Here is a 14,364-nt window from a genome sequence, read left to right on the forward strand (position 1 = left end):
CCGCGTCAGCGGCGCGCGCGGATGCACAGGAAGGCCGGTGCCAGCGACAGCTCCGCATGAAGCCGTTCGGACGCGGCCTTCATCTCCGGCAGCGGCTTCGGTTCGACGAACCGATCGAGCCGCCAGCCGCTGTCGGCTACCGCGTTCAGGATGTCGGCGAGCGGCCGCCGCCAGGCTTCGACATACGGCTTCGGTTCGCCGAAGCCCGACCAGTGAAAGCCGAAGCGGGACGTGTCGAAATACGTGCCCTCGCCGCGCGTGCGTTCGTCCATCCAGTCGCGCATCGGATGCGCCATCGAGAACACGAGCGTCGCTCCCGGCCGCGCGACGCGCCGGAATTCGCGCAGTGGCGCTTCGAGGTCGCGCACGTAGTCGAGCGCCAGCGAACACAGCACCTTGTCGAAGCGGCCGTCGGGCAGCCAGTCAAGCGGCACCGACAGGTCGCCTTCGGCCACCTCGACTGCAAGACCCGCGCAACGCGTGCGGGCAAGCGCGACCATCTCCGGCGTGACGTCGAATGCGTGCACGGTCGCGCCGTGGCGCGCGAGGTGCTCGCTGCAGATGCCGGGCCCGCAGCCGGCGTCGAGCACCGTCAGGCCATCGACGTCGCCGAGCAGCGCCATCGTCGCCGGACGCTCGTAGAGCGCGTTGTGCGCCTTGGTCGGCGCGATGTCCGCATAGCGTTGCGCGAAGCTCGAGTACGCGCGGCGGCCGGGCGGTTCGTTCGGATCGGTCATGCGGCATCCGTCGGCAGAAACTGGGAGTGTCGATTCTGCCCGATCGGACGACAGATGGCGACCCGCGTCCGCGCCCCGTCAGGACAGGCTGTCGAGCAGACGATACCAGGCCACCCCGGCCGCGATGTAGAAGCGCTGCAGCCCGTGAAACGGAATCGGCCGGATCGGTGTGGCCCGGAACGGCAGCGGCAGTTGCGCATCGCCCGACAGGTGCGCGGCCAGATGCTTGCCGAGCGTCGTCGCCATCGCGATGCCGCGGCCGTTGTAGCCGAGCGCGATCGTCACGCCCGGCGCGGGCTCGTGCACGTGCGGCATGAAATCCGCGGTGATCGCGACGCGCCCCGCCCAGCGGTATTCGAACCGGACGCCCTTCAGTTGCGGATACAGCAGCGTCGTCGCGCGCTCGAGATGGCGCCAGTCGCTCATCGCGCGCGGCTCCGCGAACGGGCCGCGGCCGCCCATCAGCAGGCGGCCGGCCGAGTCGCGGCGGAAGTACAGCAGCAGGCGCCGCGCATCCGATGCGACCTCGCCGCCGGCGAGAATGTCGCGACCGAGATCCGGTGCGAGCGGCTGCGTCGCGACGATGAAACTGTTCGCGGCGATCACCGACTGGCGCAAGCCGGGCCATAGCCCGTCCGTGTAGCCGTTGGTCGCGATCACGACGCGATCCGCCGACAGCGTCGCGCCGCCGGCCGTCGCGATCCGCCAGCGGCCGTCGGCACGCGTCAGCCCGACGGCGCGCGTCAGCCCGTGCACGACCGCCCCGCTCGCCTGCGCGGCGCGCACGAGGCCGCGCGTATAGCTGAGCGGCTGCACGCTGCCTGCGCGGCGATCGATCCAGCCGCCCGCATAGGCGTGCGTGCCGAGCCGCCGCGCGACGTCGTCGCGGCCGAGCACTTCGACCGGTGCGCCGCGCGCGGCCCACTGCTGCGCGCGGCGCGCGACCGTATCGAGCATCGCGGCGGTCGGCGCCGGCTGGATCCAGCCGTGGCGACGCGCATCGCAGTCGATCGCGTGCCGCGCGATCAGGTCGAACACCGTGTCGGCCGCGCCGCCGACAACGCCGGCAAGCTGCTCGCCGGCCTCGTCGCCGAATCGGCGAATCAGTTCGTCGGGGTCGTATTTCAGCCCGGGGATCACTTGCCCGCCGTTGCGGCCCGACGCACCCCAGCCCGGCTGGGCGCCGTCGATCACGCGCACGTTCGCGCCGCGTTCGGCCAGGTGGAGCGCGGTCGACAGACCCGTGAAGCCGGCGCCGACGATCGCCACGTCGCACGACGCGGACGCATCGAGCGCGGGGGTATCAGGCGCCGGCGCGGCCGTCGCCGCCCACAGCGAATCCGGCCACGGGGAATCGGGCCATGCGGGTGCCGGTTTCCTTTCGCTCATGTTCGATCCGGGTGGGCGGCGCCGTCCGACGCCAGCAGGCGGCGCAGGAATTCCTGCGTGCGGGGATGCGTCGGCTGCGTGAGCACGTCGCGCGCGGGCCCGCTTTCGCAGATGGTGCCGTCGTGCAGGAAGCACACGCGATCGGCCACCTCGCGCGCGAACCCCATCTCGTGCGTGACGACCACCATGGTCATTCCGTCGCGCGCGAGCCCGCGCATCACGCCGAGCACTTCGCCGACGAGTTCGGGGTCGAGCGCGGACGTCGGCTCGTCGAACAGGATCGCCTGCGGCTCCATCGCGAGCGCGCGTGCAATCGCGACGCGCTGCTGCTGGCCGCCCGACAGCTCGGACGGGTACGCATTCATCCGGTGCGCGAGCCCGACCTTGTCGAGCAGCGCGCGGGCCTGCTCGCGCGCTTGCGCGGCCGGCACCCGCCGCACATGCACGGGGCCTTCCATCACGTTCTCGAGCGCCGTGCGGTGCGCGAACAGGTTGAAGCGCTGGAACACCATGCCAACCCGCATCCGCAGCTCATGGATTCGCTTCGAATGCGCATCGACCTTCACGCCGTCGATCGTGATCGAGCCTTCGTCGTAGGTCTCGAAGCCGTTGATACAGCGCAGCACGGTCGATTTGCCCGAGCCGGACGGCCCGATCAGGCATACGACCTCGCCCTGCCGCACGTCGAGACTCACGCCCTTCAGCACCGCATGCTGCTGGAAGCGCTTGTGTATCGAATCGATCCGGATCATGCGCCTCTCCTCAGCGCGAGCCGCTTGCCGAGCCGGTTCACGCCGAACATCAGCGGCAGGCCGAGCGCGAGATACAGCAGCGCGACGAGCGTATAGACGCTCATGTTCTGGAACGTCGACGACGCGATCAACTGGCCGGCCCGTGTGATCTCCGCGACCGTGATCGTCGACGCGACCGATGAGTCCTTCAGCAGCATCACGAGCGTGTTGCCGTACGGCGGCAACGCAATGCGAAACGCCTGCGGCAGCACCACGCGCCGCATGATCATCGGCCCGCGCATGCCGATCGCGTGCGCGGCCTCGATCTGGCCGCGGTCGATCGCCTCGATGCCGGCGCGGAAGTTTTCCGCCTGGTAGGCCGAGTACGCGATGCCGAGGCCGAGCACGCCGGCCTGGAACGCCGACAGTTGCACGCCGAGATCGGGCAGCACGAAGTACATGTAGAACAGCTGCACGATGATCGGCAGCCCGCGGATCACGTTGACGATCGTGCTGCCGGCCGTCGACACGGCGCGGTTGCGCGACACCTTCAGCAGCGCGAGGACCAGCCCGAGCACCGAGCTGAGCACGAACGCGCATGCCGTGATCTCGATCGTGACCACCGCCCCCTTCAACAGGATCGGCAGGAAATCGATCGCGTTCTGAAAAAACATGAGGTCTCCTATACGATGGCCTATCGGGCCGCCGCGACAGGTGCCCGCGAGACGCGGGCGATACCGGCGTGGAGCCGGGGGCCGGCGCTCAGCTCATGTGCCACTTCTGCAGGATCTGCTGCAGCGTGCCGTCGCCCTTCATCTTGCGGATCGCGCCGTTGAGCTGCTCGAGCGTCGCGGTATCGCCCTTGCGCACGATGAAGCAGACCTGCCCCTTCACGACGCTCTGGTATTCGGGTACGAGCCGCACCTGGCGGTTGACGCCGTGTTCGATCTGGTACGCGACGATCGGCTGGTCGGCGAAGCCGGCCTTGATGCGCCCGAGCGCGACGTCACGCATGATGTCGGCGATCGAGTCGTAGGTCCGGACTTCCTTGAAGATGCCCTTCTTGTTGAGCGCGTCGACGAACGCCGTGCCGACCTGCGCACCGACCACCTGCCCCTTGAAATCGTCCATCGACGTATAGCGGCCCGGGTCGTCCGCCTTCACGATCAGGCCTTCGCCGAACGAATAGACCGTGTCGGAGAAATCGACGACCTGCTGGCGCGCCGACGTCTTCAGCATCGCGGCCGAGATGATGTCGATCTTCTGCGTGGTGAGCGACGGAATGAGCGCCGAGAACACGGTCTGCTGCACGTCGACGCGAAACCCGGCCGATTTCCCGGCCGCGGTGATCGCGTCGACCATCATCCCCTGGATCGAATTGCTCTTGACGTCGAGAAACGTGAACGGCACGCCGGTGGCCGTCGCACCGACCTTCAGCGTCGGCTCGGCCGCGGCGGCGCCTGCCGATGCCGCGGAGATTGCGATACAGGTGGCGAAACCGGCGGCCAGTGCGCCGAACTGCTTGATGAACGAAACCATGATGTCCCCTTCTCGAATATTCCGGTGCGCCGGCCAGTCGCCGATCGACGTTGCGACGATGACCCGATCTTAAAACGAATCAAAAACATCGCAAACAGATTTTTGCGTATCGATATTCGATACAGTATGATTCGATATCGAATCAAACATGCCCCTTGCTCATGGAAACATCGCCCGACCAGTCGAACGACCTGCTGTTCAACCAGTCGCTGGAGAAAGGGCTGAACGTGCTGCGCGCGTTCACCGCGAAGCGGCGCACGATGACGCTTGCGGAAGTGGCCGACGCGGCGGGGATGACGAAGAGCTCGGCACAGCGGATGGTCTATACGCTCGAGAAGCTCGGCTATATCCGCAAGCATCCGGTCACGCGGCGTTACCAGCTCACGCCGCACGTGATGCGGATCGGCTTCAACTACCTCGCGGCCGATACGCTGATCGACGTCGCGAATCCGTTCCTGTCCGAGCTCACGAACCTGACCGGCGAAACCACCAACCTCACCGAGCCGGACGAGGACGAGATGGTGTACGTCGCGCGTTTCGTGTCGACAAAGTTCGTGCCGATCCACATGCCGATCGGCAGCCGCATCCCGATGTATTGCACCGGCAGCGGCCGCGCGTTCCTGAGCGCGCTGCCGCCCGACGATGCGCGCGCGCGGCTCGACGGCATGGCGCGCACGCCGCACACGCCGCGCACGGTCACGGCGCTCGACGCACTCGTCGCGCTGCTCGACAGCGCACGGCACGAAGGCTACGCCACCAATCAGGAAGAACTGTTCATCGGCGACATGTCGATCGCGGCGCCCGTGCTCGGTAGCCAGGGGCAGCCCGTCGCGGCCGTGCATGTGGTCGCGCCGACGAGCCGCTGGACGTTCGACGACGCGCGCCGCAAGCTCGCGCCGGCCGTGATCGACTGCGCGCGCGGCATCAGCAATTCGATCCGGACGCTCGAATAGCGCCGGCGATACGGTAAACGGCAAGCCGCTGCATTGCGCAACGGCGCTCGATCAATGCTGCGGCTTCCGCGGGTTCCCGGTCCGATAGGTACTGGTCGGGCGCAATACGATTGCTTCGCCGCGGCGTCGAGTTCCTTGCCGTGATACAGGTCGACGCACTTCAGGAAGTCGAATTTCACACCCTCACTTCCGCTTCGACGACCGGATTCGGGTAATCGCGCGCGAGATACTTCGCCACCAGCGAATGAATGACGTCCGGCGCGCGCGCCATGTCGTAGCAGGTCCAGTCGCGCAACGCGCTGGTGCTGCTGCCGATATCCTTGCTCGCGCCGGGCTCCTGCTTGCAAGCGGTCGCGAGACACTCCGCGAGCACCATGTCCTTGAAGCTCTGGAGGTAAGTGCTCCACCCCGAGACTTCGAACAGGATGATGCCCTGCCGACCCGCCAATGGGCCTCCGCCGCCGCCTGATGAAGAAGAAAGGCGATTGCAAGACGAATGCGCAACGCCACGGATCGGCTTGCCGCATCGCACCCCCTCGTTTTCCCCGATCCCGTTCACCTTGACTCCGCTTGCCCGATCGTCAACACTTCGCACATCGCAAGTGTGATCACAGATCGCAGATCAAACCCTGGAGAACCCCGTCTTGGCGCCTCGTATCGTCCCGCCCGCACTGAAAGCCATCGAACAGGAAACGATGGCCGACAAGGTCTATCAGCAACTGCGCGAAGCGCTGATGAGCGGCCGTTTCGCGCCCGGCCAGGCATTGAGCCTGCGCAGCGTCGCCGAAGCAGTCGGCTCGTCGACGATGCCCGTGCGTGCCGCGCTCACGCGGCTGCGCGCCGAACGCGCGCTGGTCGACGGCCCGAACCGCGCGCTCGTCGTGCCGCCGATGACGCTCGACATGCTCGACGAATTGCGCGACGTGCGGATCGCGCTCGAAGGTTGCATCGCCGAGCGCGCTTGCGCGCGGATGACCGGCACGCAGATCGCCGCCGTGCGCAAGACCTGCGAGACGATGCAGGCACACGTCGAGGCCGGTCGTTCACGCGCCTACCTGCAAAGCAATTTCGCATTCCACAGCTCGATCTACGCGCACGGCGCGAGCGAAAGCACGCTCGCAATCGTCGAAAACCTGTGGATGCGCGTCGGGCCGTTTCTCAACATGGTCGCGCTCGACATCCCGCACATGCGGCGCTCGATGGACGCGCACCGCGCGATCGTCGATGCGCTCGAACGACGCGACGGCGCGGGCGTGCGGGCCGGCATCGCGCTCGACATCGGCGGCGCCGCGCACGATCTCGCCGAGACGCTGCGGGCCGAACAGACCCCGCGGACCGTGAACGCGAAGCCGTAGCGGCCGCTATTCGCGGCGCCCGATCCGGAGCGGCCGCATCCGACAACACCAACGATGGAGACAACCCGGCATGACAGCTTCCGACCTGCTGAAACCCTATGACGGCCTGCGCGTCCTCGTGACGGGCGGCGCATCGGGCATCGGCCTCGAGATCGCCGATGCGTTCGCGGAGTGCGGCGCGCGCGTGCATGTATGCGACGCGTCGCAAACCGCGATCGCGGCGCTCGCCGACCGACCGTCGCGCGCCGCAACCGGCGCGATCAGCGCGACACTGGCCGACGTATCCGATCCGGTTGCGGTCGAGCGCGTGTTCACCGACGTAGCGGCCACGCTGGGCGGCCTCGACGTGCTGGTCAACAACGCGGGCATCGCGGGCCCGACCGGCGCCATCGACGAGATCGACCCCGTGCAGTGGGAGCAAACCGTCGCGATCAACCTGAACGCGCAATTCCAGTTCGCGCGCCGCGCGGTACCGCTGCTGCGCGACTCGAAACACGGCGGCGCGATCATCGCGCTGTCGTCGGTCGCAGGCCGGCTCGGCTACGCGTTCCGCACGCCGTACGCGGCGACCAAGTGGGCCGTGGTCGGCCTCGTGAAGAGCCTGGCGATCGAGCTCGGGCCGCTCGGCATCCGCGTGAACGCAATCCAGCCCGGCATCGTGCGCGGCCCGCGGATGCGCCGCGTGATCGATGCGCGTGCGCAGCAGCTCGGCATCGGCTACGAAGAAATGGAAAAGCGCTATCTCGAGAAGATCTCGCTGCGGCGCATGACCGATCCGGCCGAGATCGCCGCGACCGCGCTGTTCCTGTGCTCGCCGGGCGGGCACGGGATCACCGGGCAGGCGATTTCCGTCTGCGGCAACGTCGAAGTGCTCTGACGCCTCCTGCATCGCTCACCGAAAGGAATCCCTCCGTGGCAAACGTTCGTAAAGTCATCATCACCTGCGCGCCGACCGGCGCGATCCATACGCCGTCGATGTCGCCGTACCTGCCCGTGACGCCGCACGAGATCGAAACGGCCGCCGTCGCGGCCGCGCAGGCCGGCGCGGCGATCCTGCACCTGCACGCACGCAACCCGTCCGACGGCAAGCCGACGCAGGATCCGGCCGTGTTCGCCGAATTCCTGCCGCGCATCAAGGCGCAGACCGACGCGGTGATCAACCTCACGTCGGGCGGCAGCCCGCACATGACGGTCGACGAGCGGCTGCAGCCCGCGCTGCATTTCCAGCCGGAGGTCGCGTCGCTGAACATGGGCTCGATGAACTTCGGGCTGTACCCGATGCTCGAGCGCTTTCGCGAGCTGAAGCATCCATGGGAGCGCGAACATCTCGAGAAGAGCCGCGACCTCGTGTTCAAGAACACGTTCGCCGACATCGAGACGATCCTCACGCGCTGCGGCGCGAACGGCACGCGTTTCGAATTCGAGTGCTACGACATCTCTCACCTGTACAACCTCGCGCATTTCGTCGATCGCGGGCTCGCGAAGCCGCCGTTCTTCGTGCAAAGCGTGTTCGGCCTGCTCGGCGGGATCGGCGCGCACCCGGAGGACCTGATGCACATGCGCCGCACGGCCGACCGCCTGTTCGGCAACGACTACGTGTGGTCGATCCTCGGCGCCGGCCGCAACCAGATTCCGCTTGCGACCATCGGTGCCGCGCAGGGCGCGAACGTGCGCGTCGGGCTCGAGGATTCGCTGTGGATCGCGCCCGGCAAGCTCGCGGAATCGAGCGCCGCGCAGGTACTGAAGATGCGCCAGGTACTCGAAGGCCTGTCGCTGGAGATCGCGACGCCGGCCGACGCGCGCGCGATGCTCGCACTCAAGGGCGGCGACGCGGTGAATTTCTGATCGCCGGGTAGCGCCCCAACACCAGGACCCGCAAGCGCAGTGACAAGGCGCCGGCCCGAGCCGGCCGGCGCCAGGACGCCCATCATCGCCCCGCTCCGTTCGAGCGCCGCCGGCGCGGCTCCGTCGTCTGCCCATCCGCTGCATGCACGCAGCGGCATCTGCCGAACGCGGCGCGCCGTGCTTGCCGTGCGCGCCGGTTCGCCCTTACCGGAGTCGTCCGCATGTCCACTCATCACGCCCATGCCCTGCCTTCCGCCGCCGGCGACGCGAGCGCGTCGCTGAACCGGCTGCTGTTCCGCAAACTCATGCCTCTGCTGATCGCCGCGTACGTGATCAGCTTCCTCGACCGCACCAACATCGCGTTCGCCAAACACTCGATGGGAGTCGATCTCGGCATTTCATCCGCTGCGTACGGGCTCGGCGCGGGCCTGTTTTTCCTGACCTACGCGCTATTCGAAATCCCGAGCAATCTGATCATGCATCGCGTCGGCGCACGCTTCTGGATCACGCGGATCATGATCACGTGGGGTGCGCTGTCGGTCGCGATGGCGTTCGTCAGCGGCGAAACCTCGTTCTACGTGATGCGCCTGCTGCTCGGCGCCGCCGAAGCCGGACTGTTTCCCGGCGTGATGCTGTACCTGACGTACTGGTTCGGCCGCGAAGAGCGTGCGCGTGCAACCGGCTATTTCCTGCTCGGCGTGTGCATTGCCAACATCGTCGGCGGGCCGCTGGCCGGCGCGCTGATCGAACTCGACGGCACGCTCGGCTTCCACGGCTGGCAATGGCTGTTCGTCGTCGAAGGCATTCCGGCGATCCTGCTTGCGTTCGTCGTGTGGATGCGGTTGCCGGATCGCCCGAGCACCGCACCGTGGCTCTCGCCGGAAACCGGCCGCGCGCTCGAGCGCACGCTGGCCGCCGAACAGGACGAAAGCGTCGCCACGCACGGCGGCCACGCATTCGGCGCCGCGCTGCGCGATCCGCAGATCTGGCTCGCGATCTTCGTGTACTTCTGCCACCAACTGACGATCTACACGGTGATTTTCTTCCTGCCGGGCATCATCGGTGCGTCTGGGCGCTTCTCGCCGTTCGCGGTCGGCTTGCTGACCGCGCTGCCCTGGCTTGCCGCCGCGGTCGGGGCCGCGACGCTGCCGCGCTTCGCGCGCGAGTCGCGTCATTCGCGCCGGATGCTGTGTGCGGGGCTGGTCGTGATGGCGGCCGGGATGGTCGGCGCCGCGCATGTGTCGCCTGTCGCGGGCCTTGCCTGCGTGTGCGTGGCCGCGTCGATGTTCTTCGTCGTGCAGTCGATCGTGTTCACGTTTCCCGCATCGCGGCTCGCCGGCAGCGCACTGGCCGGCGGGCTCGGGCTCGTGAATACGTGCGGGCTGCTCGGCGGCTTCGTCGGGCCGACCGTCGTCGGCGCGATCGAACAGGCAACCGGCAATGCGAAGAACGGGCTGACGCTGCTTGCGGCCGCGCTCGTCGTCGCGGCGTTCGCGAGCCTCGCATTGCGTCACGGGCACGAGCGGCCCGATGCGCGATCGCGCGGTTGACGGCCGGTGTAACTCGAGCCGGCGCGATGCGGGCTGGAATTCGTGGCGGAAGGCGCGCGCGCAAAAGCGCCCGCCCGGGTGCAAACCAGGCGTGCATTTTTGCTCTTTATGAGGCATCCGGCCAGGAACGTGCGCACGCGGACGAAAAGAAGCCCGCCGAGCCATCTGGCACAAGCGGGCTATTCGCTGCGACGGCATGCATCGAAATCAACACAAACCGCCAAGTCGGCTAACGCGTCGCCACCGCCCGCTCGTGTACCATCTCGACCGCCTTCGCCCGCCGTTCGGCCAGCCGCTGCGCAAACCGGTACGCAACAAGCGCCCCGGCCACCGCCAGCAGCATCGGCACGAGGCTGTCGTGATTCGCGCGCGTGAATTCGAGCAGCAGCACGACCGCCGTGATCGGCATCTGCATCGACGCAGCGAGAAACGCCGTCGCGCCGATCAGCGCACACCCGCCGATCGACGCGCCCGGCCACACGAGGCTCCACAGCCCGCCGAGCACGACGCCGAGCAGCGCGCCGTTCGCGAGGCCCGGCGTCAGCAGGCCGCCTTCCGCGCCCGCGCGCAGGCTGCCGGCCTCGATCAGCACCTTCAGCACGAGCAGCGTCGCCGCGAGGCCGATCGTCAGCGTACCGTCGAAGCCGAGCGACGCCGGCCCCTTGCCGTTGCCGAGCAGTTGCGGAAACCGCATCGCGAGCACGCCGATCACCGCGAAATTGACCAGCGCAAGCACCGGCAGCCGCCCGTCTTTCGGCGCGTTCGCTCGCGCGCGGGCCGTAAGCCGCACGAAGCCGTACGCAGCGAAGCCGAACAGCGGCCCGCAGACGATCGACCAGGCGACGAGCGGCGCGCTCAGCGCGAACGCAGGCACCGTGTACTGGTGTTCGTTGCCGAGGCCGATCCACGCGACGGCCGCCGCGATCGCCGACGTCACGACCGCGACGATCAGCGCACGCAGTTCGAACGTGCCGAGCAGCACTTCGAGCACGAAGATCGCGCCGCCGAGCGGCACGTTGTAGACGGCGGCGAGGCCCGCGCCCGCGCCGCACGCGACCATCAGCCGGCAGTCGTCGGGCGTGAGCCCCGCGCGATGCGCGAGCCGCCCGGCAAGCAGCGAACCGATCTCGCGCGGTGCGACTTCGCGGCCGAGCGGCGAACCGAGCGCGACGGTGACGATCTGCAGCAACGCGTGAATCGTCGTGCTGACGAACGGCATCCGCGGATCGGCTGCACGCACCGCGCGGCGGATGCTGACGAGCGGCCGGCCGTACCGGTAAAGCGCCCACCAGCCGCCGCCGGCGACGATTCCGCAGAAGACGAGCACCTCGAACCGGCGCAGCGGATCGGCATCGGTCACGCCGGTGAGGAAGCTCTCGGTGCCGATCACGTGCGCGACGCTGTAGCCATACGCGACGTGCTGGATCGCATGCAGCAGCAGCGCGAGCAGCATGCCGCCGAGGCCCGCGCCGACGCCGGTCAGGACCGTGACGGCGGCCACGCGCGCGAACGGGCTGGCGGGCGGGGAAGCGGATGCGGGAGCGGACGGGAGATCGAGGCGCATGAGGTCGGCGAACGGGGATCGAAAGAACGGCGCTCAACACGCGCGCCGTCGTCAGGACCGCATCGTAGGCTCGCGCCTCTCATGCGACAAACGTATTTTTCGAATCGACTCATGCATTTTATGAATACATAAGCGCGGACGGCTTGTAAGCACGTTCCGCATCACCCCGGTCGATCCGAAAAAGTGATGCGCCCCGGTTCACCGCGCATCCATGGATGCAAAGCATCGATGCGCATACGCGCCGCACATCAGGACCAGCCTTCGAACGTCAGGCCTGTTTCGGCGGCCGCCTGCTCGGGCGTCACGTCGCGCACGTGCTGGCCGAACGTCCACACGTGCTGTTCCGGATCGCGCGCGCGATACGTGCGGTCGCCATAGAACTGGTCGGCCGGTTCCTGCACGATTTCCGCGCCGGCCTGCCGCGCGTGTTCGCAATGCGCGTCGAGGCCGTCGGCAAGCTGCACGTGCACGCTTTGCGTATTCCTCCCGCCGATCTCTTGCGGGCTCGCGACGAAATCGGCCCAGTGGCCGCCGATCATCACGACGCCGCCGCGATGCGTGAGCTCCGCATGCGTGACCTCGCCTTCAGGCGTACGGACGACGATGCCGCGCGCGAAGCCGAACGCGCGCTCCAGCCATTCGAGCGCGGCGCCCGGATCGCGGTAGTACACGGCGGCGCTGATCGGCGGATGGCGGTCGGGCTGGGGCATCGTGTGTCTCCGGTCGTGGGCACGAGCGGCTCATTTTCCGCGCGTCGGCCGTGCGGATCAACCGCCGCCGCGCCCCGGCGCATGTTGCAACGGCGCGACAGGCGGCCCGCCTCAAACGGATGCTGCCCGCGCGCGATAACGCAAAAACGGCCGACCTCGGGTGCGCGCGGCGCGTCGTGTCAGTTTTGTGAAGGACTCTTGCAGGATCCGGAAAAGTGCGCTCGCCGCGCCGGCGGCCTTGCGCGCGCCGTGCATTCCTATACTTGCGCCGAACTTTCGTTTCCAGTCCCACACGCAGGAGCCTCACCATGAAAAAAACCCTCATCGCCGGCGCTTGCGCGGCCGCGCTGTTCGCCCCGCTCGCCCACGCGCAAAGCTCGGTCACGCTGTACGGCCTGATCGACGCCGGCATCGCGTATACCAACAACGCCGGCGGCGCATCGCTGTGGCGCCTGACCACCGGCACCATCAACGGGACCCGCTTCGGTCTGCGCGGCACCGAGGATCTCGGCGGCGGCGTGAAGGCACTGTTCGTGCTGGAGAACGGCTTCAACGCGAACAACGGCGCACTCGGCCAGGACGGCAAGCTGTTCGGCCGCCACGCGTATGTCGGCCTGAGCGGTAACGGCTACGGCACGCTGACGCTCGGCCGCCAGTACGACACGATGGTCGACTTCGTCGCGCCGCTGTCCGCGACGGCCGGCGACTTCGGCGATACGGGCTTCGCGCATCCGTTCGACAACGACAACCTGAACCACTCGCTGCGCATCAACAACGCGGTCAAGTACACGAGCGATACGGTCGCGGGCTTCAAGGTCGGCGCAATGTACGCGTTCTCCAACTCGACGAACTTCAGCGCGAACCGCGCGTACAGCGTCGCGGCAAGCTACACGAACGGCCCGTTGAAGCTGGCCGGCGCGTACCTGCAGATGAACGGCACGAAGGGCTCGACGAGCGCCAGCCCCGGCGCGACCGATTCGGCCGAGGCGAAGAGCGTGAACCAGGGCGGCTGGTCGATCGGCTCGGACCGCATGCGCTCGTACGGCGGCGGCGTCAGCTACGTGTTCGGCCCGGCGACCGTCGGCTTCGTCTATACGCGCTCGCAGTACGACAACACGGGCTCGTTCGGCTCCACCGGCCAGGTCGCGTTCAACAACTACGACGTGAACGTGCGCTATGCGGTGACGCCGGCGGTCAGCCTCGGTGCGGCTTACGTATACACGGATGCCAGCGTGTCGAACCCGGACAGCAAGCACGGTACCGATCCGAAGTGGCACCAGGTCGACCTGCAGGCCGTGTACAAGCTGTCGCGCCGCACCGACCTGTATGCGGAAGCGATGTACCAGCATGCGTCGGGACGCGGCTACCAGGCGTTCATCAACGGTTCGGGCGGCGCGTCGAGCACGCCGAACCAGATCGTCGGCGCGATCGGCATGCGCACGCGGTTCTGACCGATGTGATGCAACGTCGCCCGCCGGCCACGAACCCGCGTTCGCACGCGGGTTCGGTCGCTGCGGGCGACGCGAGCCAATGTTGTTCCATCTGGAAGGCAGCCTGCCTGGAATCGGGGTTTTTGCGCGCACAAGCGCTGCGTAGACTCGTATTGAAGGTCCGGAGCGCGCATCGCGCGTCGAACCGAACCTCTACCCGCCACCCAGGAGAACCTCGTGAAATCGCTCGTCGTTACCGCCGCCGCTGCCGTCCTGCTTGCCGCACCGGCCCTGTCGTTCGCCCAGTCGGAGAAGTCGCCCGTCACGCGCGCGCAGGTGCTGCAGGAACTGGTCGATCTCGAGTCGGTCGGCTACAACCCCGCGCGCGGTGAAGCCGGCAACTATCCGGAAGACATCATGGCGGCGCAGGAGCGGCTGCAGGCGAAGCGTCTCGCGCAACGGAAGGCTGCGCAGGCCGCATACGGCCCGGCCGGCGAGCCGGCAACCGAATCAGGCACGGCGGCGAAGCCCGCGCTGTGACGATGTGATGAAGCGCCCCGC

Annotated in this window: 14 protein-coding genes and 1 pseudogene; 7 read left to right on the top strand and 8 right to left on the bottom strand. The window is 67.9% G+C overall.

The genetic code is table 11. The features are described from left to right. Window positions 1-5 precede the first annotated feature (5 nt). The 5 genes from DM992_RS18535 to DM992_RS18555 all read right to left on the bottom strand — a co-directional run bounded on the left by DM992_RS18535 (window position 6) and on the right by DM992_RS18555 (window position 4,396). Window positions 6-737: a class I SAM-dependent methyltransferase gene (locus tag DM992_RS18535; RefSeq protein WP_111018091.1), complete on the bottom strand. Its 732-nt coding sequence runs from the start codon at window positions 735-737 to the stop codon at window positions 6-8. Window positions 738-815: 78 nt separating this feature from the next. Beyond that, window positions 816-2,126 carry an FAD-binding oxidoreductase gene (locus DM992_RS18540; protein ID WP_111018092.1) on the bottom strand — a complete coding sequence of 437 codons (1,311 nt, stop codon included), beginning with the start codon at window positions 2,124-2,126 and terminating at the stop codon, window positions 816-818. Continuing rightward, a complete protein-coding gene (locus DM992_RS18545) occupies window positions 2,123-2,878 on the bottom strand; it encodes an amino acid ABC transporter ATP-binding protein (protein WP_111018093.1) in 756 nt (251 codons plus the stop codon). The genes DM992_RS18540 and DM992_RS18545 overlap by 4 nt, the downstream gene beginning before the upstream one ends. Continuing rightward, window positions 2,875-3,531 carry an amino acid ABC transporter permease gene (locus DM992_RS18550; RefSeq protein WP_111018094.1) on the bottom strand — a complete coding sequence of 219 codons (657 nt, stop codon included), beginning with the start codon at window positions 3,529-3,531 and terminating at the stop codon, window positions 2,875-2,877. The genes DM992_RS18545 and DM992_RS18550 overlap by 4 nt, the downstream gene beginning before the upstream one ends. An 88-nt stretch (window positions 3,532-3,619) precedes the next feature. Continuing rightward, window positions 3,620-4,396: an ABC transporter substrate-binding protein gene (locus DM992_RS18555; RefSeq protein WP_111018095.1), complete on the bottom strand. Its 777-nt coding sequence runs from the start codon at window positions 4,394-4,396 to the stop codon at window positions 3,620-3,622. A 161-nt stretch (window positions 4,397-4,557) separates the two neighbouring features. Here DM992_RS18555 and DM992_RS18560 point away from each other — a divergent pair, with 161 nt between their 5' ends. After that, entirely contained in the window at window positions 4,558-5,349 is a 792-nt protein-coding gene (locus DM992_RS18560) for an IclR family transcriptional regulator (RefSeq protein ID WP_111018096.1), read from the top strand. Between the two features lie 51 nt (window positions 5,350-5,400). Here DM992_RS18560 and DM992_RS18565 read toward each other — a convergent pair. Further along, a pseudogene (locus DM992_RS18565) lies at window positions 5,401-5,749 on the bottom strand (type VI secretion system amidase immunity protein Tai4); the annotation flags it as partial. A 244-nt stretch (window positions 5,750-5,993) separates the two neighbouring features. Here DM992_RS18565 and DM992_RS18570 point away from each other — a divergent pair. The 4 genes from DM992_RS18570 to DM992_RS18585 all read left to right on the top strand — a co-directional run bounded on the left by DM992_RS18570 (window position 5,994) and on the right by DM992_RS18585 (window position 10,099). Then, window positions 5,994-6,704 carry a GntR family transcriptional regulator gene (locus DM992_RS18570; RefSeq protein ID WP_111018097.1) on the top strand — a complete coding sequence of 237 codons (711 nt, stop codon included), beginning with the start codon at window positions 5,994-5,996 and terminating at the stop codon, window positions 6,702-6,704. 70 nt (window positions 6,705-6,774) lie between these two features. After that, window positions 6,775-7,581 carry an SDR family oxidoreductase gene (locus tag DM992_RS18575; RefSeq protein WP_111018098.1) on the top strand — a complete coding sequence of 269 codons (807 nt, stop codon included), beginning with the start codon at window positions 6,775-6,777 and terminating at the stop codon, window positions 7,579-7,581. Window positions 7,582-7,616: 35 nt separating this feature from the next. Next, window positions 7,617-8,549 (top strand): 3-keto-5-aminohexanoate cleavage protein, encoded by a 933-nt coding sequence (locus DM992_RS18580; RefSeq protein WP_111018099.1) that lies wholly within the window; start codon window positions 7,617-7,619, stop codon window positions 8,547-8,549. Window positions 8,550-8,770: 221 nt separating this feature from the next. Continuing rightward, on the top strand, window positions 8,771-10,099 hold the full coding sequence (locus DM992_RS18585) for an MFS transporter (protein ID WP_111018100.1): 1,329 nt from the start codon (window positions 8,771-8,773) through the stop codon (window positions 10,097-10,099). Between the two features lie 229 nt (window positions 10,100-10,328). On the opposite strand, the gene DM992_RS18590 is transcribed toward DM992_RS18585, so the two are convergent. Together DM992_RS18590 and DM992_RS18595 are read right to left on the bottom strand one after the other, a co-directional pair. Further along, complete coding sequence (locus DM992_RS18590; protein ID WP_111018101.1) at window positions 10,329-11,663, bottom strand: chloride channel protein; 1,335 nt, start codon at window positions 11,661-11,663, stop codon at window positions 10,329-10,331. Window positions 11,664-11,911: 248 nt separating this feature from the next. Further along, on the bottom strand, window positions 11,912-12,373 hold the full coding sequence (locus DM992_RS18595; RefSeq protein WP_111018102.1) for a VOC family protein: 462 nt from the start codon (window positions 12,371-12,373) through the stop codon (window positions 11,912-11,914). A 308-nt stretch (window positions 12,374-12,681) separates the two neighbouring features. On the opposite strand from DM992_RS18595, the gene DM992_RS18600 reads away from it, so the two are divergent. Both DM992_RS18600 and DM992_RS18605 read left to right on the top strand, forming a co-directional pair. Then, entirely contained in the window at window positions 12,682-13,824 is a 1,143-nt protein-coding gene (locus tag DM992_RS18600) for a porin (protein WP_111018103.1), read from the top strand. A 216-nt stretch (window positions 13,825-14,040) separates the two neighbouring features. Then, on the top strand, window positions 14,041-14,343 hold the full coding sequence (locus DM992_RS18605) for a DUF4148 domain-containing protein (protein WP_111018104.1): 303 nt from the start codon (window positions 14,041-14,043) through the stop codon (window positions 14,341-14,343). Window positions 14,344-14,364: the final 21 nt, after the last annotated feature.

Origin of the sequence: Burkholderia sp. JP2-270 (genome assembly GCF_003233675.1) — a bacterium.
GTDB lineage: Bacteria > Pseudomonadota > Gammaproteobacteria > Burkholderiales > Burkholderiaceae > Burkholderia > Burkholderia pyrrocinia_C.